The sequence below is a fragment of the Lentimicrobium sp. L6 genome (assembly GCF_013166655.1).
GTDB lineage: Bacteria > Bacteroidota > Bacteroidia > Bacteroidales > UBA12170 > UBA12170.
The window spans coordinates 1-21007 of record NZ_JABKCA010000031.1 but is presented as its reverse complement, the minus strand read 5'-3'; the positions used below and the strand labels follow the sequence as shown (position 1 = coordinate 21007).

19 protein-coding genes and 1 pseudogene are annotated in these 21007 nt (G+C 35.1%); 7 read left to right on the top strand and 13 right to left on the bottom strand.

All coding sequences use genetic code 11. The features are described 5' to 3' along the window. Positions 1-217 precede the first annotated feature (217 nt). From HNS38_RS09355 to HNS38_RS09340, 4 genes are all read left to right on the top strand, one after another. Entirely contained in the window at positions 218-952 is a 735-nt protein-coding gene (locus HNS38_RS09355) for a geranylgeranylglyceryl/heptaprenylglyceryl phosphate synthase (protein WP_172280645.1), read from the top strand. A gap of 158 nt (positions 953-1110) precedes the next feature. Continuing rightward, positions 1111-1980 (top strand): T9SS type A sorting domain-containing protein, encoded by an 870-nt coding sequence (locus HNS38_RS09350; protein WP_172280644.1) that lies wholly within the window; start codon positions 1111-1113, stop codon positions 1978-1980. Between the two features lie 192 nt (positions 1981-2172). After that, a complete protein-coding gene (locus HNS38_RS09345; RefSeq protein ID WP_172280642.1) occupies positions 2173-6564 on the top strand; it encodes a T9SS type A sorting domain-containing protein in 4392 nt (1463 codons plus the stop codon). Between the two features lie 28 nt (positions 6565-6592). Continuing rightward, positions 6593-7150, top strand: a complete 558-nt coding sequence (locus HNS38_RS09340) for a cytidine deaminase (protein WP_371742934.1) — start codon at positions 6593-6595, stop codon at positions 7148-7150. A 45-nt stretch (positions 7151-7195) separates the two neighbouring features. Here HNS38_RS09340 and HNS38_RS09335 read toward each other — a convergent pair whose 3' ends face one another. Both HNS38_RS09335 and HNS38_RS09330 read right to left on the bottom strand, forming a co-directional pair. Beyond that, positions 7196-7765, bottom strand: a complete 570-nt coding sequence (locus HNS38_RS09335; protein ID WP_172346343.1) for a methyltransferase domain-containing protein — start codon at positions 7763-7765, stop codon at positions 7196-7198. Between the two features lie 29 nt (positions 7766-7794). Continuing rightward, positions 7795-9810 (bottom strand): thioredoxin domain-containing protein, encoded by a 2016-nt coding sequence (locus tag HNS38_RS09330; RefSeq protein WP_172280637.1) that lies wholly within the window; start codon positions 9808-9810, stop codon positions 7795-7797. A gap of 123 nt (positions 9811-9933) precedes the next feature. Between HNS38_RS09330 and HNS38_RS09325 the strand changes: the two genes are divergently transcribed. After that, positions 9934-10371: a globin gene (locus HNS38_RS09325; RefSeq protein WP_172280636.1), complete on the top strand. Its 438-nt coding sequence runs from the start codon at positions 9934-9936 to the stop codon at positions 10369-10371. Here the strand turns inward: HNS38_RS09325 and HNS38_RS09320 are convergent. Continuing rightward, positions 10361-11107, bottom strand: coding sequence for a DUF2271 domain-containing protein (locus tag HNS38_RS09320; protein WP_172280634.1), 747 nt, complete (start codon positions 11105-11107; stop codon positions 10361-10363). The two genes, HNS38_RS09325 and HNS38_RS09320, sit on opposite strands and share 11 nt — an antisense overlap. Before the next feature lie 70 nt (positions 11108-11177). Then, the gene (locus tag HNS38_RS09315; protein ID WP_172280633.1) at positions 11178-12317 is read right to left on the bottom strand and encodes a sodium:calcium antiporter; all 1140 of its coding nucleotides are present in this window, start codon (positions 12315-12317) and stop codon (positions 11178-11180) included. 139 nt (positions 12318-12456) lie between these two features. Here HNS38_RS09315 and HNS38_RS09310 point away from each other — a divergent pair, with 139 nt between their 5' ends. Then, the gene (locus tag HNS38_RS09310) at positions 12457-13455 is read left to right on the top strand and encodes a class 1 isoprenoid biosynthesis enzyme (protein ID WP_172280632.1); all 999 of its coding nucleotides are present in this window, start codon (positions 12457-12459) and stop codon (positions 13453-13455) included. A 35-nt stretch (positions 13456-13490) separates the two neighbouring features. On the opposite strand, the gene HNS38_RS09305 is transcribed toward HNS38_RS09310, so the two are convergent. After that, the gene (locus HNS38_RS09305; RefSeq protein ID WP_172280630.1) at positions 13491-13859 is read right to left on the bottom strand and encodes a hypothetical protein; all 369 of its coding nucleotides are present in this window, start codon (positions 13857-13859) and stop codon (positions 13491-13493) included. A gap of 270 nt (positions 13860-14129) precedes the next feature. Here HNS38_RS09305 and HNS38_RS09300 point away from each other — a divergent pair, with 270 nt between their 5' ends. Beyond that, positions 14130-15092: a lipopolysaccharide assembly protein LapB gene (locus HNS38_RS09300; RefSeq protein WP_172280629.1), complete on the top strand. Its 963-nt coding sequence runs from the start codon at positions 14130-14132 to the stop codon at positions 15090-15092. Between the two features lie 384 nt (positions 15093-15476). Here HNS38_RS09300 and HNS38_RS09295 read toward each other — a convergent pair whose 3' ends face one another. The 8 genes and pseudogenes from HNS38_RS09295 to HNS38_RS09260 all read right to left on the bottom strand — a co-directional run. Next, a complete protein-coding gene (locus HNS38_RS09295; RefSeq protein ID WP_172280627.1) occupies positions 15477-15764 on the bottom strand; it encodes a helix-turn-helix domain-containing protein in 288 nt (95 codons plus the stop codon). Further along, entirely contained in the window at positions 15761-16102 is a 342-nt protein-coding gene (locus HNS38_RS09290) for a type II toxin-antitoxin system RelE/ParE family toxin (protein ID WP_172280625.1), read from the bottom strand. Before HNS38_RS09290 ends, HNS38_RS09295 begins: the two co-directional genes overlap by 4 nt. Before the next feature lie 171 nt (positions 16103-16273). After that, complete coding sequence (locus tag HNS38_RS09285) at positions 16274-16678, bottom strand: hypothetical protein (protein ID WP_172280623.1); 405 nt, start codon at positions 16676-16678, stop codon at positions 16274-16276. A gap of 77 nt (positions 16679-16755) precedes the next feature. Next, positions 16756-17358, bottom strand: a complete 603-nt coding sequence (locus HNS38_RS09280; protein ID WP_172280620.1) for a hypothetical protein — start codon at positions 17356-17358, stop codon at positions 16756-16758. Positions 17359-17484: 126 nt separating this feature from the next. Next, positions 17485-19716 (bottom strand): T9SS type A sorting domain-containing protein, encoded by a 2232-nt coding sequence (locus tag HNS38_RS09275; protein ID WP_172280618.1) that lies wholly within the window; start codon positions 19714-19716, stop codon positions 17485-17487. Then, entirely contained in the window at positions 19700-20176 is a 477-nt protein-coding gene (locus tag HNS38_RS09270) for a hypothetical protein (protein WP_172280616.1), read from the bottom strand. The genes HNS38_RS09275 and HNS38_RS09270 overlap by 17 nt, the downstream gene beginning before the upstream one ends. A 6-nt stretch (positions 20177-20182) precedes the next feature. Beyond that, positions 20183-20641: a hypothetical protein gene (locus tag HNS38_RS09265; RefSeq protein ID WP_172280614.1), complete on the bottom strand. Its 459-nt coding sequence runs from the start codon at positions 20639-20641 to the stop codon at positions 20183-20185. Between the two features lie 13 nt (positions 20642-20654). Further along, positions 20655-21007 (bottom strand): annotated as a pseudogene (locus tag HNS38_RS09260) (hypothetical protein); the annotation flags it as partial.

Here is a 21007-nt window from a genome sequence, read left to right as displayed (position 1 = left end):
TTTGTTACGTATATTTAGGTATTGTGTTGCAAAAATAGGGAAATATCTCCATCTAAATTTGAATAGCGGTGGCATATGTTACAGAAAGAAGCAGATTCATAAAAAAACAAGCATTTAAAGGTCGAAACATCAAAGATTGAAGTCTTTTTTGAGAAATAACCATATTATTTATGATAAATCCGCCATAATTAATAATTTTGAAGGCCAAAATTGAATAATGGATATTTATTCCCGCATTAAAGAAAAATCAGAGCAAGGAAAAAAGCAATTAGCTGTATTGGTGGATCCTGACAAACATAAAGTGTCAGATTTCCTTCCTTTAGCTAGCAAGTTGTCTTCTTACCCTATCGATTATTTTTTAATTGGTGGGAGCTTATTAAGTAAAGATTTGCTGGACGAGTGCCTTCTAGCCTTTAAAGAAGTCTGCAATATTCCATTGATTATTTTCCCAGGTGGTGTAATGCAAATTAATCCCAAAGCTGATGCCTTACTCTTTCTTTCTCTTATTTCTGGTAGAAATGCCGAACTATTAATAGGAAAACAGGTAGAATCTGTTCCATATATTCTTCACGCAAATATTGAACCTATTTCCACGGGTTATATATTAGTGGATGGTGGAAGCATGACCACAGCTCAATATATTTCTAACACCTTACCTGTTCCCGCCAATAAACCAGATATTGCTGCACTTACTGCTAAGGCAGGAGAAATGATAGGTATGAAAATGATTTATCTAGATGCTGGTAGTGGAGCAAAAAATAGCGTTTCAAAAGAAATGATTTGCAAAGTGAGAGCCATCACTGATTTACCATTAATGGTGGGTGGCGGCATAAGAAGTGCTGAAGCCATTCAAGAGAAAATCGATGCTGGTGCCGACTTGGTTGTTATTGGAACAGCTATTGAAAACGATCTCGCGTTTCTGGACCAGATTAAAACCATTTTCAATAAATAAAGCTTAAAATATTTAAATCTTTTCTTGAGTTTCACAAGAGGATTACCTCAATATTCACAGTGCATTCTTTACCATAAGCTTTTTTAAGATTTCCCCATCATTTTAAATAGGCTGGTTTGGTGCAAACTATTATCTTTACCGCCTGAAAAAATAATGATATGAAGAAAAGTTTACTATTAGCATTTTTTGCCACGCTTTATATGATGTCTATTGGACAATCAAATGCTCAATATTCCCCAGATTTCACTGCCATTACCATGGAGAAGGATACTTTTAATCTGGTAGAATTTTGGAATGAATATCCCAATAAATATGTGGCCTTAGAGTTCTTCTTTACAGAAAGCCAATTTTGTCAGGAAATTTCTCCAATGGTAGATTCAGCTTATCAGTATTTTGGAAATAATGAGCATGACATTCATTTTATTTCCATAAATATGGGAAATGACTCTGCAGCCTGTAAAAAGTATATCGACTCCTTATCTATTCAACATGGCGTTGTTCCTGGAATAGGAGGTAATGGAAATGACATCACAAATGCTTTCGAAATACAATCTTTTCCAACAGTTATTTTAATGAGTCTTGATAGTATAACCTATATTGATACGATTATGGCTGACGACACCATTAACAGTATTGAAATACTTCATACTAACATTATTATTCAAGACATCTGGCCTATTATTCACGCTACAGATATCATTGATACTATATTAGTTGCAGACAGCACAATATACCCAAGTACCACACAACAAGCCAATGGTATTTTTAAGCCAGAAAATGCACTAAGCTCTTTATTTATTTATCCTAACCCTGCTGATGAATTTATAAAAGTTGAAATTTCCGATTTTGATTCAGAAATTAACTATCAGATACTCGACCTTTCAGGGAGAATGATCTTAAATCAACGAAAAAACACTCTAAACAGTCAAGAGATCGAGATTAACGTTTCTCAATTACAAAAAGGCATATATTTCCTTCGCTTATTTGATGGCAAAAGAACTGCTAGCCAGAAAATAAACATCCAATAAAACTGTAACTTTTCCTTATATCCTGAGTATAACGAACTAGCTAAAGCTGAAAACTTTAGTCGGAATTCAATTTAAGGTAGACTTTGAATTTCAAATTGTGTTGTAAATGTTGTATTCATGAGACTAAAGTCTTCAAATTTAAGCGTCATTTTTTTGGCTTGCATTTGGCTTGCATCTATTCCTTACCAAACTATGGCACAAGGAAATAGAGGAGTCAACTCAGCAGAGCTTGTCTATTCTTCTCACCTGGTTGATGATGATACGAGTGGTGCAAGCGAAGGTGATGGAGATGGTTTAGTTGAAGCAGGAGAAACAGTTGAGTTCCCCTTAGCAATTGTTAATACCGGAACCTTAACAGCACATAATGTGAGTGCCATTCTTTCCTGCTCCGATCCCATGATAGATATTACAGACAATCAAGAATCCTTTGGAACCATTTCTGTTGATGAAATTGATTGGAGTAATAATGATTACGATTTTGAGGTATCTGCCTCTTGCCCAGAAAAAGATATTGAATTTATATTAAGCATTACATCAGATGAAGGCTATTGGGTGAGTACTTTTATCATTCATGTGAGCGAAGCTGGTCAGGCTCAGCTTTCTTATTTCAATCACCAAATTGATGACGATGACAACGGCAGTAGCGACGGAGATGGAGATGGAATTGCAGAATCTGGAGAATCTATTGAATTACCAATAAGTATAAAAAACACAGGCGAAGCAACAGCCAATAATGTATCGGCAATTCTTACCTGTACCGATCCTGATATTGAAATCACTGATCTTTCTGAATCATTTGGAGATATAATTACAAATGACGAATCTTGGTCTAATTACGAATACAATTTTAATATCTCACCTAATTGTCCCGATAAAGATGTAGAATTCACTCTACAAATTACTTCTGAAGAAGGTAGCTGGAACTCAAGTTTTACTATTTCCATTATTCATCCAGGTTCCCCAATTTTAGAATATGCCAATCATAATATTGACGATGACAGTTCTGGTTCTAGTGACGGTGATGGAGATGGAGTTGCAGAAGCTGGTGAGGCCATTGAAATTCCCATACAAATTCATAATGCAGGAGTCCTAAACGCCACAGATATTTCTGTTTCAATCTCTACATCAGACCCTCATATTGTAATTACTGATCATTTTGAATACTATGCAGATATTGCTGCTGGAGCAGTTGCTTGGTGCAATAATGACTTTGATATCGAAGTGAATTCCAACTGTCCTGATAAAGATGTGGTTTTTAATATGACCATTGAATCCAATCAGGGAATATGGTTTGATAGTTTTGTGCTACACATTTCTGAACAAGGAATGCCCCAATTGGCTTTCGAAGAACTAACAATTGACGATGACAACTCAAATAACAATGGGAATATTAATGGATTTGTGGAACCAGGAGAACATATAGAACTCCCTATTCTCATCCAAAACAATGGGGAAGCAAATGCCCATAATGTAAGTGCAGTTTTAAGCACAAACGATCCTCATATCGATATTACGGATGCCAACGAAAATTTTGGCAGCATTGATGCTGGTGATTCCGATTGGTCCAATAATGAATTTGACTTTTATGTACAACCAAATTGCCCAGATAAAGATGTCCTTTTTACCTTAAGCATCAGCTCCAACGAAGGGGTTTGGGTTTCCAATTTCACTATTCATGTGAGCATAGCTGGTAATCCTGAACTAGAATTTTCAAGTTTCAATATTGATGATGACGATGAAGGCTCCAGCTCTGGAGATGGCGACCATAAAGCCGAACCTGGTGAAAACATAGAAATTCCATTAGCCCTAATCAATACTGGTACTGCCATAGCTCACAACGTAACCGCAATTATTTCTTGTTCCGATTCTGATATCAGCATTACCGATGATACAGAAAGTTTCGGCACTGTTTCAGTAGGTGAAGTGGATTGGTCCAATTTAGATTTTGACTTTACTGTGGGTTATGGAACTCCTGAAAAGGATGTCATATTTCACTTAAACATTCTATCTGACGAAGGTAATTGGTCCGATACCTTTATAGTACACATTCATACAACAGAAGGCTTTCCTACAATAGGATTTAACGACCATATTATTGATGATGATGACAATGGTAGCTCCAATGGTAATGGTGATGGTATTCCTTCTGCTGGAGAAAATATTGAATTACAAATAGAAATTGAGAATATGGGCGATGCCAGTGCTCATAACATCTCTGCAGTATTAAATTGCGAAGATTCCGATATTAATATTACAGATGCCAACGAATCTTATCCCAATTTAAATGTAGGTGAATATGGATTATCCAACTATGCTTATAATTTTGAAATTGCCAATGATTGTGAAGACAAAACAGTCATGTTTACATTAAGTATTTCTGCTGATGAAGGAAGCTGGACCAGCACATTCTTTTTACCTATAGCTGGTGCAGGCATTCCACAATTAACATTTGATTCCTTTGAAATAAATGACGATAATGAAGGCGGAAGTTCAGGTGACAACAATGGTGTTGCCCAACCTGGAGAAACCATAGAACTACCTATTAATATTAGTAACATTGGAAATGGTCCAGTTCACTCTGTTTCTGGGCAACTTTTTACCAACGATCCTCACATTACCATAACCGATGATTTTGAAGAATTTGGCAACATCTCTGAAGGATCACAAGCTTGGTCATCTAATGATTTCAACTTTGAAATTGCTCAGGACTGCCCAGAAAAAGATGTTATCTTTAATTTGAAATTAGAAGGTGATGAAGGAATTTGGAATGTGGCCTTTCTAGTTCATATCACTCCTTATCAATACTTTCAAATTGAAACATTTTCTTCACCCAGCACAGCTGGGAACACCCAAGGGAACGGAAGTTATTTACTAGGAGAAGCCTGCACCATTCATACTGAAGCAAACGAAGGATATCAGTTTATAAATTGGACAAAAAATGGCTCCGAAATTACTTCTGACGAAACCTATAGCTTTGTTGTTGAAGAAGACTTAATACTACAAGCTAATTATGCTTTAAAGGACTTTACAGTTAACCTTATTTCCAATCCTAGTATCGGAGGAAATGTAGAAGGTGGAGGAATCTATCAATATGGAGAGTCAGTATCGGTATCAGCAATTGCACATCCAGAATATATTTTCATGGAATGGAGAGTAAATGGAGTGCAGGTATCCACCAATACCAATTATACTTTTTATGTCGGTCAAAATACCGAATTAATAGCTTATTTCCAGAGCAATTCGTTTACCGTAACTGCTGAGGCTAACATTACTGGAGGAGGAAATATAATTGGTGCTGGAGAATATAACTATGGTGATATTGTAAGCATGACAGCCTCAGGAATAAACGATTACGAATTTGTAAATTGGTCAGAAAATGGCTTAGTTGTTTCATCAAATGCCATTTATGAATTTGAAATTACAAAGAACAGAAATCTTGTAGCCAATTTCTCTGAAGATTATTATACCATTACCGCCGATGCTATTCCAGATGGTTCAGCCATAATTGAAGGAGATGGAAACTTTACTCCGGAACAATCTTGTCACATGTATGCCATTCCAAATCCAGGATACTATTTTATCAGTTGGCAAGAAAACGGCACATCGATATCAAGTAATCCTCACCTTGTTTTTCCTGTGGAACAAAACAGAAATCTAGAAGCTCATTTTGGTGTTTACGATTTTGAAATCTCAACAACTGTGAGTTCATCAATTGCAGGTATTGCTAGCGGTGGTGGGTTTGCTAATATTGGCGATGAAACTACTGTCTTGGCCTCACCCCATACGGGCTGGGAATTCTTTAACTGGACCTATAATGGCATTGTAATTAGTGATCAAGCTACATACACATTTTCAGTGAACAACAGCATGATTTTACAAGCCAATTTCATCATTGCAGAATATCATATTTCTACCTCAGCTAATACCGATGATGGTGGTGAAGTTGAAGGAGACGGAAATTTTATTTACGGAGAAACAGCCACTGTTATTGCCAACTCTTCTTCTACTTATTACTTTTTAAAATGGACAGAGGATGGTGATGTGGTATCTATAGACCCAGAATTCAGTTTCACTGTTACCTCAGACAGAAACTTAAAGGCACATTTCAAGGTTCAACAATTCAACATAGAAGCATTAGCAGTTCCTGCATATGGTGGAATTATATTAGGAGCTGGTTCGTATGATTATGGTAGCTCCATCACCCTTAGTGCCACGCCAAATACCAACTACACATTTGTAGGTTGGAAAGAGGATGGTGAGTTGGTGAGTGAAAATGATAATTATAACTTCTCTGCTTGGTCAAATCGCAATATTAAAGCAGTTTTCGAATTTATTGATGGCATTGAGAATACAGAGACCTCTTCAATTTTCGCTTATCCAAACCCAAGCTCTAGATACTTCAAAATAGAACTCTCAGAACGAACCCATATGCAAATCATTGATTTAAAAGGCCATATCATAAAAGAAGAAGTATTAGAAGTTGGAATCTCAGAAGTTGATTTACATGAAAACTCTGATGGTTTATACATCATGAGACTAGTGAATGGAAACCGCATTAACACTATCAAACTCATCAAAAGATAGGCCTTAAAAAAACTTGAAGAATTAAAAAATTCTTTCGTTACTTTGTAAATTCAATTTTCCTAGGGCTTATCAAAGCTCAGGAATGAAAAACCAACAGATGAAAACAATAGATCTACATATAAAAATCGAAGAGTTCGAAAATATCTCAGAACTAAACCAGCAAGATCAAGAATTACTTAAAAAAGCATGGGAAGCCTGTGATACCGCATACGCTCCCTATAGTAGGTTTAATGTTGGAGCTGCTGTTCTATTAGAAAATGGTGAAATTGTTAGTGGAAATAATCAAGAAAATGCGGCCTATCCAAGTGGTCTGTGTGCAGAGAGAGTAGCCATGTATTATGCTTCGGCGCACTATCCTGGAGTACCAATGAAAGCGATTGCCGTAGGCGTAAAATCTGATGTGGTGCATTTAGAAGACCCTGGGAGTCCTTGTGGATCCTGTAGACAAGTCATGGCAGAATACGAAAATCTTTATCGTACAAAATTGAGAATCATTCTCGGAAGTCCCCATACTCGTATTCAGGTTTTAGAAGGTATTGGTAGTTTACTTCCTTTGACTTTCTATGCGGAAGGCTTGAAAAAATAGGCTCATTCCTTTTTACTGAAAAAACACCAAGCTTAATGAGATTCATTAGACTTTTCTAATAATATACATCAGGTATTTTGTCTCTGATTTATGCCCCGATGCCTTATCTTCATATTTATAGATTAATGATGAATCCTTTAATATTTCAAAATCTATATTTGAATTCTGAATAGTCTCTTTTAGAATCTTAACTTTAGAACATGTATCCTGAATACAAATACATAAGACCCCTCCTTTTTCAATTTTTAAAGCCGCTTTAATAATCAGATCTGTTTCACGCTTTCTATCTCTTTTTTCAAAATGAAACATGGAATCAAACAGAATAATATTGAAATCTTGGAACTGATCAAATTGGTAGATATCATCTACTATGCCTACTAATTTCAATTTTTCTCTTTCAGATATTTTGTTCATTTGATCAATTCCAAGCTTTGATTGATCAAGACCTGTAACCTCGTATCCTAGTTTTGCTAATGCAATGGCATCTCTACCTTGACCACAACCTATATCAATCAACTTACCTTTGACTGGATAATCTTTAAAAAACTTTATTAATTCAACATAGGGTTCACCAAACAAATTCTCAGTCACGTAGTATTTATCATAATCAGCCATAATTCTAATATTCTTAAACAAATGAAGTTTTACATTAATGCTAGTGCTTCTTCAACACTAGAAACTGGTAATTTACAAGACTTATTCTCACAAACATAAATCAAAGATGTGCCTTTTTGATATCTTCCTTCCATAAGAGGCAAATAAGCATCCTTTTTACTACCTGCAAACACAGTATTAAAACTATAGGATTTTTGGATTTCAATAATCCATTCCTGACTCTTCTCTCCCATCATCACCACTTCTTTGGCTGGACTAAGAAAACGCATGAGTAATAAATCCCAATTGGCATAATAAACTTGTCCTTTTTTCAAGCTCGACTGCACATTCTGAAGCATCACCTGTGCATGACTGATATATCTTTGATCGGATAATATCAAACCTAAATCCATGAGGTTTTGAGCCATGATGCTATTGGCAGCAGGAATCACATTATCTGTCGTTTCCATTTTTCGCGCCACTAAATTATTATCCTCCTCTGTATAAAAGAACATTTGAGAATCAGCATGAAGAAATTCATGATAACAATTATTGAGCAATAACTGGCTTCTATCTAGGTATTCTTTTTTGAAAGTCACTTGGTATAAACTCACATAAGCCTTGATGAGCAAAGAATAATCATCGAGAAAAGCATCAATTTTTGCCACTCCATTTTTATAGGTCCTGTATAATTTACCTTTCTTGTCACTCAGTTTATCCCAAATAAAATTAGCATTCCTCTCAGCCATAATCAAATAACTTGTTTCATATAAGGATACATAGGCATCTATCAAACCTTGTAACATAATAGCATTCCATGAAGTGAGGATTTTATCGTCTAATCCCGGCCTCACTCGTTCTGCTCGTACTTCTAATAACTTCTCAATCGACCTAGTTAGAATTTCTTGTAATTCAGACTCCTCCAAATTAAATTGATGAGCTAGTTTTTCATAAGTCTCAATTCTCATGGGAATATTATGACCTTCCCAGTTACCTTGTTCACTAATATCGTAGGCTGCACAGAAGACTTCAGCACTATTTCCAAGAACTTGGTCTATTTCTAATTTAGTCCATACATAGAATTTACCTTCCACTCCTTCGCTATCGGCATCTAAAGCAGAATAGAATCCACCCTCTTCTTGGCTCATTTCTCTAGAAATATATTGCAAACTCTGGCGAATGGTTTTTTCGTAAAGTGCTTTGGGTGCTAATTTAAAAGCTCTAGCATATAAACTTATCAATTGCCCATTATCATAAAGCATTTTCTCGAAATGAGGTGCCAGCCATATATTATCTACTGAGTATCGAGCAAATCCTCCTCCAATTTGATCGTAAATTCCACCCATGGCCATTTTGTCAAGAGTAAGGTGAAGAAAATCTAATGCCTCTGTATTTTTGTAGTATTGACCATAAGCTAATACAAATTCGAGTCCTATGGGTAATGGGAATTTTGGAGCTCCACCAAAACCTCCTTCTTTATGGTCAAAGGTAGCAGCAGTATTTTTGTATATTTCATGTAAATCAGCCTCCTCAAATAAGTCATGATCACTTTTCACATGAATCACTTCCGATTGGGCAATTCCGTTCAATAAATGATTGGCATAGTCTTCGAACTTCTGTGGATTCTCTTTATAAGAATTATGCAACGACTTAAGAGTTTGACGCCATTGGCTTGGAGGGAAATAAGTTCCACCAAAAACAGGTCTTCCATCGGGCATGGCAAAACAATTGAGAGGCCAGCCCCCTTGTCCTTTCATCAAATGTACCGCATTCATATAAACTTGGTCCACATCGGGTCGTTCCTCCCTATCCACCTTGATACACACAAAATTTTCATTCATCAACTGTGCTATCTCTACATTTTCGAAGCTTTCTCTTTCCATTACATGACACCAATGGCAAGCAGAATACCCAATACTCACCAAAATAAGTTTGTTTTCTGCCTTAGCCAAGGCCAAAGCTTCCTCTCCCCAGGGATACCAGTTTACTGGATTATGGGCATGTTGAAGTAAATATGGACTGGTTTCGTTAACGAGTTTATTGCTGTGCTTATGCTGATCTGACATGGGATATTATTTTTTTTATTTGTAAAGCAAAAATACACTTATTGAAACCTTTGTCATAAGAATAGAACTCATAAATATTTCATAATATCCAAGCTTTGAACCAGTATACAGTAATTTTGTAGCATGAACACAACACACTTCAATATTAATACCGATTTCGATGGCAATCCACCACGAGTGACTTTACCAAATCCTGAGTTTTTGAAATATCTTGGCGAAGAGAAGTTTAGAGCATTAGTGAGCCGACATTACGACCTCTTAGTGGAGAGTTCTATTAAAGAAATATTCCCAACCCATGAAAGAGCAATAGCAGCTGCCAAAAAGCATTCTGCCGACTTCTTTATTCAATTAATGGGAGGTCCGGAATATTATAAGGAAAGTCGTGGTGAGCCCATGATGCGCAAAAGACATTTGCCTTTTACTATTGATATGAATGCCAGAATAGTTTGGCTACAATGCTATCAGATAGCATTAAATGAGCTGACAGATGTGCCAGCTCATTTATTACAATCTTTTTGGGATTACCTCGAAAGGTTTAGTTTGTGGATGATTAATTCTTAATTAATTTCTTTACCGTTTTTTGACGATCATTCTTGATGGTCAATAAATACATCCCTTTATTCTCTTTGCTTAAATCGATATTGGCATTTTGACCTTGGTAGACTAATTTTCCTGCCATAGTTGTGATTAATATTTCATCAAATTGAGCTCCTTTGATAGTATAAATACCATTCCCAGGATTATTAGTGATGCTATAAAGATTTTCTTTATCAGTTACAGCAATACCTGTACCACTTGGTTGCCAATGGATACTGATACCTGCAAAACTTGGAACATCTGCTGGGGTTTGTGTATCTGGGTCAATTCCTTTGGTAAAAGTAAAAGACGAATAATTTCCAGTATTGTTTTTATCAGTCAATTCCATCCAAACATGATAAGTTCCATCAGGCATTAAATCACCATTAAAGTCTAGGCCATTCCAAGTACAACTACGAGTGGCATGACTATTTCGAGTAGCGCCAGTAATGGCATCTGTGGTATTATATTCACTTCCGGCAGCACCTGTGGAGGCTTGCCAAGTATTGAGGTGAGTCTTTCTGTTTTGAGCATAAGCCATCAGGGTTTTTACAAACTCCCCATTGTCATTTTCTACCCAAATGGCCACAACATTTCGTGGGTTGTAATTTCCTCCGGCATTACTGGTAGTAGCCGTGACGGTGAGTTCACCATAGGTTTGTGCAAATAATCCAATAGATGCAAATAATGATAATAATAAAAGTGTAGCAGTTTTCTTCATAGCTATATTTTTGTTTCTAATAAAAAGCTAAGATAGGAAAGATTTCAATCTGGTAATGAACCACCGAAACTTAAAACCATTTAATGGAAATGAGGTCTACTATTTTTAACAAGAAATCTGCAATTTGATTGGTGATTTCCACTCCTTCGCTACGTCCAACAATATAAAGTAGGAATACCACATAAATACTTATTAAAGCTATAGCTTTCCCAATACCAAGTTTTTTCCCAGAGAGATAGATAACAAAAGCTATCACCGTTAGAATCAACAAAAACATCCTCAGTTCACCACTTTGCAAGATAATTTCATGGGACATATGAATAGGACTATAAATAACAGTATAAAGGAACAATGGTAAACCCAGTGCAAAGCTAATATCGAAAATATTACTTCCCAAAGCATTACTTACAGCATCGTCGTAATTCCCTTTTTTAGCATCACGCATGGATAAAATTGTATCGGGAACACTAGAAGCAGCAGAAGCCAAAACAATAGCCAGAAACATAATGGGAATTCCCATAGTATGACCCATTTGTTCAATGGAAAAAACCAATAACAAACAAGCTGCAGCAATAATAGTAGTAGACAAAACTAATAAAAACCAAGCATTGGATTTATTAATTTTCCTATCACTTAACACTAGAGACTTTAGATTAAAAGTAAAAAAGCTTCGAATAGCAGGCATTCTATCTACCTCCAAATGATATTCTTCAACAGCATCTCTGTCCTTTTTCTTCATGGTGCCTAAAGTATAGGCTGCATATATCACATATACTACCATCAATATCAAACCGTGCCCCCAATGCAAAGTATCACCACTAATCATGGTTATTAAAATAATCTCTGCTAAAATCAATGCTATTCCATCTCTCAATAAAACTTTACGCATCACCACAATGTTTTTAGCAACACCTGAGAAGATAACCACAAAGATAACAGCAGCAGGTATAATCATACCATTGAATATAGCACTCCCGGCAGTAGTTCCTATTCCTCCACTAAAACCATTTTCATCTCCCAGATAAAACAAAAAGAAAAAAGTGGTGAGCAATTCGGGCATAGAGCTAGCAATGGCATTAATAGTGGCTCCTTTTACCCCCTCCGACAAATGACGACCTAAATAACTAGCAGCTGCTTCAAAACCGTCACTTGCACGCCAAATGACTAAACAACTGATAATGACGTAAATTACTTGTAGAATAATATCCATAGCATATTTTAATAAGGCGAAACAAATATAATAAAAAGGAAAGAATTAAGGAAAATTTTTCTAGGTAATTCCCAATCCGCTTTTCAGGAAGAATTATCTAATGGGAATAATATCTATCTTTATCACCAAAATTATTCCTTTGACAAAAATAAGCTCCTATACCAAAGCCATTAGTCTTTATAGCAATGCTTCAATTATATACTTGAAGTTGTATTTGTATTTAAAGATAGAATATTCAAAGGATTTAGATTTTCCTGAGGAGTTGAAAAAGAACTATTTCTATCATTCCAGTTATTACAATAGAACCAAGCAATATATGCATGCCAATCATTTTTTTGGTGAATTGCTCACGAGTATTTTGGGGAGAAAGATGAGCAAAGAAGAAAGAAGGCTTTTTGCCAATCTAAGTTCCTGCGCTCCCATTTTTGATGATTTCTTTGAAAACAAAACCGATTTAGACCACATCAGAACACTACTTCATCACCCAGATAAAAACAGTGCTTTATCTCCTTCTGAAAAACTATCTGTCCATTTCTTAAATAATATTTTAAAGTCTGACATAAATCAAAAGGCTTTCTTACAAGCGGCTGACGATTTATTCTTGGCTCAATTAGAAAGCAAAAATCAAAAAGACCAATCCTTAAACCAAGAACAGCTTTTGGATATTAGCGATAGGAAAGGTGGTTTTTCTGGTCTTATGTACACCCTGTTTTTGCAGGAGTCTAGTGCAAAGGATTTCTCATCACTAGGTTATCAATTGGGTAGCTTTGGACAATTGATGGATGATGTGTTTGACCTATATGATGATCAAAAAGAAGGAATTAGAACCTATGTGAATCAATCGCAAAAAATAATTGATCTCCGATTTGTTTTAGAGGAGAAAGAAGAACAAATTTTAGGCTTGGCTTTTAAAGTAAGCTCCTCTCCTAGGTATTTCAAAAAGTTTAAACAAGTATTGGCCGTATTTACGAGTATCATAGAATTGGCCATTGAGCAATATGAGAAACTAGAACTAAAACAAGGTGTTTCACCAATTAATTGTCTAAGCATTGAGCGAAAAGCATGGATAATAGATATGGAAAAAGCCTCCAATATGAGGAAGCTTTTTTTTAAATCTGTTGGGAAGCTTGAAGCTTGAAGCGCGAAGCTCGAAGTTGGAAGCTTTAAAAATAATTATTTTACAGCTTTTTCCTTGCTCAGCCATGTGGCAACTACATCTATAATAATTCCAATCACCATTCCTGCACCCACTAGAATAACAGCACCCATGGGCTTACCATCTAACAAAGGAGTGATACCTAATCCCATACTAACAATGATACCAGCAATAGCACCTCTAATTACAGGATGTGGTCTACAGTTCCCCATAAAACCAATAAACATACCAATGAGCAATCTGTTATAAAATACAGAGCCGATAATGCCAGTAGTAGCTACAAAGCCTAATTCTCCAGCATCTGAAGACATTTTTGTTCCATAAGCGCAAAACGCACCTGCCAACGCACCTATGGCTGTTGCTATTAAAAATCTTTTTCCATGCATAGTTTTAATTTTTGATAAAGATAATATTTTGTTTTTAAAGAGAATCCATTTACTATAAAACAACAACAGAAAACATTAACCATCTCCACTATTAGCACCAAAAATAACCAGCGTATTTCATACTGATATTTAGACTACTAAAGTGATTTTACTTTTGGCATGACTTTTTCATTGAATACCAAAAAATGTTAAGTGGACCCGATTTTTCCTGTATTTTTTTATATTTGCCACTCATTAAAATGAAATTGAAATAAAATAGAAGAGAAAACTATGAAAAACCTAAAAAAAGTACTGATTTTATTATTTGTTGGATTGGTGAGCTTTAATTATGCTCAAGATATGAACGCTGCAGGAGAAGCTTTTAATAATGGTAACGAAGCCATTAAAGCTAAGAATTTTGCTGGTGCTGTTGGATTTTACGAATCAAGTTTAGACGAATGTAATATGATTGGTGCTGACGCTGCTGATCTGCAAGCTAATGTAGAAAAACAGCTAACAAAAGCATATTATTATAATGCCCAAATTCTTTATAAGAAAAAGAAATTTGACGCTTCTGTTGCTGAGTTCAATAAAGCCATTGAAGCTGCTGCAGTATCTAAAGATACAAAAACAGCTGGAAAAGCTAAAAACTTTATCCCTAAGGTATATGCCAGTCAAGGTTTATCCCTAGTTGGTGACAAAAAGTACGACGAGTCTTTAGTGATTTTCGAAAAAGCTTTAGGATCTAAAGCCGATTGTGTAAATGCTTATTACGGTATGGGACTTGCTTATAAAGAAAAAGACGATATTGATGCTGCAGTTGAAAGTTTCGATAATGCAGTTAAAAATGGAGCTGGAAATCCTAAAGCTGAAAAAACAGTAAATAAAGCCAAGTCAGCAGCTCAAAACATGTTAGAAGCCAATGCTGCTAAAGAATTACAAATTGAGCATACACAGCAAGCTATTGATTATTTAAACAAAGCCAACACTTATGGTACAGGCTCTGCAAACACTTATTATATGTTAGCTTTAGCCTATAACAAGCAAAGTAAATTTGACGATGCCATTAAAGCTGCCACTCAAGCTCTAGCTACAGAAGGTGTAGATGGAAACAGCGTTAATTTTGAGCTTGGTAAAGCTTACGAAGGAAAAGGCGATGCTGCCAATGCATGTACTTCTTATAAAAAAGTTACTGGTGGCCCAAATGTTAAAGCTGCCGAATTTCAAGTTAAAGAAGTTTTGAAGTGTAATTAATCGCAGATTAAAATATAATAAAAGCCGTTTCAATTCATTTGAAACGGCTTTTATCTTGTTATTTGGTTTTCATTTACCTCGAAAAAGTCATTTCAAGCTGATGATCAGAGTCGCCGGGCTCCAGTACCCGCTAGCGCAGAAACGCTTTCCATGCGCCCTACAATACTGTATTTCTGTATCTTAAGCATATGTTTTTAATTCAAGTATTTCCATTATTATATCCAATACAATAGGCCATTCAGCATCCGATAGTTATCGGATTTCTAGCTGAGCTAAACAAAGATAACAAAATAGTTTTGAGAAACTTACACACTCGGAAAACATACTGAGGCTAGGCTCAGCAGAACTTTCCGAGCGAGCTAGTTTACTAATAAAGGTGAATCTCTATATCTGAAGGTTCAAATTCAGTTTTGCTCCTAAAGCATTAAAAACTCTCATTACTGTTTCAAGAGTTACATTTCCTGTACTATTTTCAAGCCTGGAGATTTGTGCTTTTTTTACTCCTACTAATTCTCCTAATTGCTCTTGAGTTAGATTCCTTTTCTTTCTGGCAATTTTAATCATATCCCCAATCAATTCAAGCTTTAACTCAAATTCATATTCATCTCGTTCTACAGTCCCCTTTTTCCCAATTAAAAGGTCTTCTGCCTGGTCTAAAGTGTAACTTTTCATCTCTCCGTATTTTTAAAATATTCGCTTCTAATTTTATTTGCCTTATCAATTTCCTTTTTTTCGACTTTGCTCTTTTTCTTTACAATTCCATGAGTTGCAAAAACTAGCGTTTCCGTTTTATCATCTTTATCCCAAAATGCTAGAAGCCGATATTGAACCCCAGAATACAAGGTTCTAAACTCCCAAATCTCGTCAGTAAGTTTCTTAAAGAATTTTGGATCAGATTGTTGTTCTGCTCTTCTTATATTCTGTAATATCTTGTTTCTGGTTTTAAGATTTTGCGATTTAATAAATTCAAAAGCTTCCTCTAGTAATTTTGTTTCAAATCGTTTTACCATATTGTCTTGAAAGAAAAATAGACTACAAAGATACACAATGTTTCGTCTTATGTAAACTTTTTGTGTGTTATATTTTTACTAACCACGATAGTAACAAATTGTTTTGAGTATTATATCCACTCAGAAAACATACTAAGGCTACCCTCAGCAGAACTTTCCAAACGAGATAATCTACCTGGAAAAAGTCATTTCCAAAACAATATCAGTTTCCCCGGGTTCTAGTATCATTTCGGTTTCTGTTAGCTTTTTAATTGTGGTGCGGGCTGTTTTGTCATTCCAATCGGGTACCGTGATATCCAATGCTGTTTGGTTTTCTGCCCAAGCCCAAGTGGTGGTTTTGTAAAGCTCACCATTTTCTATTTTACGCCACTCTATGCTACCATCGGTTTTAAATTTCCATACATATTGCCAGGTGAGATAGGCATAGCCATGGCCATTTAAGTAATAGGTGTCAATATTCCATGTTTGGCATAGTAATTCTTCTTTTGTAGGAGGTGTTGGCTCTTCTTCCTCGTCTTTTTTACAGGCCGAAAAAAGCACTGCAAAAATGAATAATGTTAAAATTGATTTTTTCATTTTGTTTTTGATAAAATGAAGTCAGGTTGCGAATATTTCACAAAATATAATTCATTCGCGCCCTGACTATTAATTATTTAATCCGCTTTTATATGCTCCACTAACTCAAATTCCTGTCCATCTCTTAAAACTATTTTTACCAAGCCCATGCCTTTTTTTACATAAGTCTCTGCCAACTCCTCTTGCTGTGGTTTGCAGGTATAATGATAGACATCTTCAAGCAAGTTACCATTAATGTTTATGCTGTCTAATTTTATGGCATACCTCAAATCGAAGTAACTATTCGCTTCAGGACGACTTACATCAATACTAGTTGAAGGAGAAATAACAACATAGAAACCTTCTTTTACTCTACTAATAACAAAATCACCACTAAATATTTCTATTTGGTCAATATAATAACGCGAATATATGCCCATGCTCGCTCGACAGTACTTATTGCATTCATCTCCATTTGTTGGAGTATAAAGGTTTGAACTATTACCGTAATTACTTAATCGGACAAGTATTATTGAATCAGATGCAGTATGTTTAAAAAGCAAGGAGTCATATTCATTATATGGAAACCAAGATGACTCTTCAGCTGTTAATTTAGGACAATCAGGTTCCTTACAGTCATTACAAGAACTGATTATTAAAACCAATAGAATTAATGAGAGATAAAAAAACGCTTTTTTCATATTTTAGTTTTTAGTGCTTTACAATAAATTTTTCTCGAAATGCTATGCCATTATTATCAAATGCTTCTATATAATAAAAACCGTTTCGAACAAATGAAACGGTTTTTATAAATGATTATTTATTGATTATAACACTACAAACTTTTCCTGATAAACTTGATTATCTATTACTACCTCTGCAATATATAGTCCATTGCTTAGGGCAGAGATATCTATAGTAGTTCCTGAATGATAATTGGGTTCTATTTGGGCTGTTTTACCATATGCATCTCTAATTGTGATCTGATAGGATAAACCTGAACGATTACTAAACTCAAAATGCAATTGATTATTAGCTGGATTAGGGATAACTACAAAAACATTTTCACTATCAACGATACTGCTTTTGTCAATATTTTTAGCCTCCTCATTTGATGAAGTAAAACTTGAGTTATCCGGTAGGTCTTCCCATTCATATTGAATATAATTATTATCGGCAAACTGGGTTGATTTGCTATTTTGAGCCTTATCCCAACAATCGAATTCTTCTATTTTAGCTGAGAAACGCCCACCCGGAACAACATGAAAACCAGGAGTTAACTTAATCATCTCCCCTGCCACCAGGTTTAAATCACCATTTGAACTCACAACTCCATTATCCGTAAATGAATGAAAGGCTCGGAGATTTGCCGGGTTATTAACATTTCCATATGTGACTCCATCTTCCTGATATGGATAATCTTGTGAAGAAACAGAGTTTAACATATTTCTATATGGAATATATCCATAATCCCAACCATACCACCAATTGAGATAGTAATGGAATAGATTATATAAAAGCATATAGTCTAAACCAGGTGAGCTACCCCTACCTTGCTCAATCCAATCCTCACCATACTGTTCTGATACATAACTTCTAAACCTATTACCAGAAGCCCATCCATTCCCAGCCCTTCTATATATTTCACAATCACAGAAATCAAAATGGATATAATCATCTCCTCCCTCAGGCTTAAATTGATAAGGCCCACACCAAGGAGCTGTTTCTAACATTTCATGTATAACAGCTTCCGAATTTTCTTCTCCATTAAAACTTCCTGACAACCCAGTTCCATCATTTATATATTCAGTATTTGCATCATCATCTGGACCCTGAAACAGGATATAGGCTAATAAATACAAATATTGATGATTTTCATTATTTAGCAGGTCATTAATTCTTCCATCTGTATTAGTAAATGCTTGATCCCATGAATTTGCAATAGCTGCTAATGTAGAAGCATTCACTCTGTTGTAGTGATTACCAGCTGGAGCAAACATTGAAAATCCCCACCATAGCTCACTACCGTCACCATTCGTGCAATCATTTAGAAATGAGGTTGGAATAGTATGACCCGTTAACTTCCTAATCGCTTCACTGAAACCCCATCTAAAAAAATATACCCATGGGCCTCTGTTTACTAATTCTTGATTAGGATCAAAAATAGTCCAATAACTCGCCACATCAACAGCTGGCAATGGGTTTGGAAGAATTCTATTAAATAATATCTCCCAATATATCCCCTCTTCTTCATCCATATCATCAAAACTAAAATACGCAGGACCATTGCTTAAATCAACATTGCCAATATAGTCACCAATATTATTCACATTTGTTATGGCATTCTGTACAAAATTATATGGAAAGTTCTCTTCACCTGTCAATGTGTTATTAAAAGTAATATCGCCCCAAGGCATACACTTGATTACCATACCAAATCCCATAATCATTACAGCAGCTTGATCTTGACTCATTGCTTCAGCCTTCTTATGTTGAGAAGTATTTCCATCAAAATGAACATCACTAATATATGCAGGCAAACCAGGTGGCCTACTTTTAAAATCGTCTTCTTGATTCATACCAAAGTTTAAATGATTATAATCAGGTTCTGCTTCTCCGTTAACCAACTGAATATCACACCTCATAAAAAAACCATCTTTATAAGCCACATTTTTAAACCATGGATCATATGTTTCGCATAAGTCCAATCTTTCAAAAGCTTTTATTGCATAATACAATTCTGTCAAAGTCTGATCCCTTTCTAAAGACTGATTCCCTAATAGCTTATATTCTGTCGCAAGTACAGATAAATACCAACCTAATTTAATTGTTTGGTCTCCAACACTAACTTTTTCACTTTCCCAATGGTTTCTTGAACCAAATACAACACTGTTACCAGGACCTTCACCAGGTAAGACAAAATATTTTAATCGCTCTCTATAGAACCAATATTTCTCATGCAATTCAGAAGCCATAGAGGTATTAAAATTATTTTGAGTAAAAGATTGCATTGAAAAAACTAGAGTAAAAAATATAATAAGTTTATTCTTCAAATTCATATCTATATGTTTTGCCAGAATAAAAAGTATTTAAAACCAATTGATTTTCAGTTAGTTTTTCAAGGTTAAAAACAATTTTTTCTTGCTTAGAAAAAGGAAGAAAAGCAATGTTTTCGTAAATAATCATAGGCATACCACTTTCTGAAGTTGTGTTTGTTATTGATAACTTTTCATCATTTAAAAATGAATACCTCGATGAATAAACAAAGTGACGATCATAAGATTGGAAATACATGTAAAACAAGTAACTACCTCCATCTTGACCAACAACTAAATTTGTTAAACTCACAGAGTCATTAATTAAATATCCTGTCAAATCCTCACCACCAACACTAGCATACTTAATATTATAACTTCCTTTGATTAATTCTATTAAGTTCTCCTCTTTATCGCATGAATACATTGAAAGTATTAATAATGCCAAAGAATACATCAAAAGTTTAAAATACAATTTATTCATTATGTTTTATTTTTCTGAGAATTCCATCCTGTAGAGGTCTTCTCCAATTAATTGTTCAAATACTAGTTCCTGAGCAGTAAGCTTTTTTATCTCCACCTTATCCCATCCTAACTTCACTAATTTGAAATATGGAAAGGAAAAGTTTTCAAATTGTTTTAGAATATGAGATTTCGAATTGATAACATAAATCTCTATATTCTCCTTATTATCTATCCATCGCCATTCAATATTAAAAGTATATGGTTGAGCAAAATACACTATGGCAGTGGCTGTACCATCTTTATTAAACTTATAGTCGGTATCAAACATAGTTTCGTTTTCTACTCCATTTTTAATTTCTTTATCTAATTGCCATGTCCTACAAAGCAAATCATCCTTATTAACTTGTGGTTCCACTTCCTCTTCTTTTTTACAAGAGCTAAGTCCAATCAAAAGTGCGGCAAGCACAAATATTATATTTTTCATATCGTTTTTCTTTTTATTGGTTTTCAAGCTTTTCTTTTAAACTATCTATCTCCTTCTGCTGTTGAGCAATATCCTTTTGCTGTTGGATAATATAAAGAGTCAATTCCTCCACCTTCCTTAATAAGACATCATCCATTTCTCCAAGGTTGTATCCGTTTTCGGCAAACTCATTGGCGCTCATTACTTCTGGCAAATGCTTTTTGGTGTTTACGTAGTTTTCTAGCTCTGTTAATGGCATCAATGGGTAATCTTCCTCAAATACATAATCAGAACTTGGTACTGTTTCGGTTACTAGAATTTCTTTGGCATTTATGGAGCCGTTTACTGCTAATTTATGAGTGCCAGCATTTTCTGTTCCGATTCCAA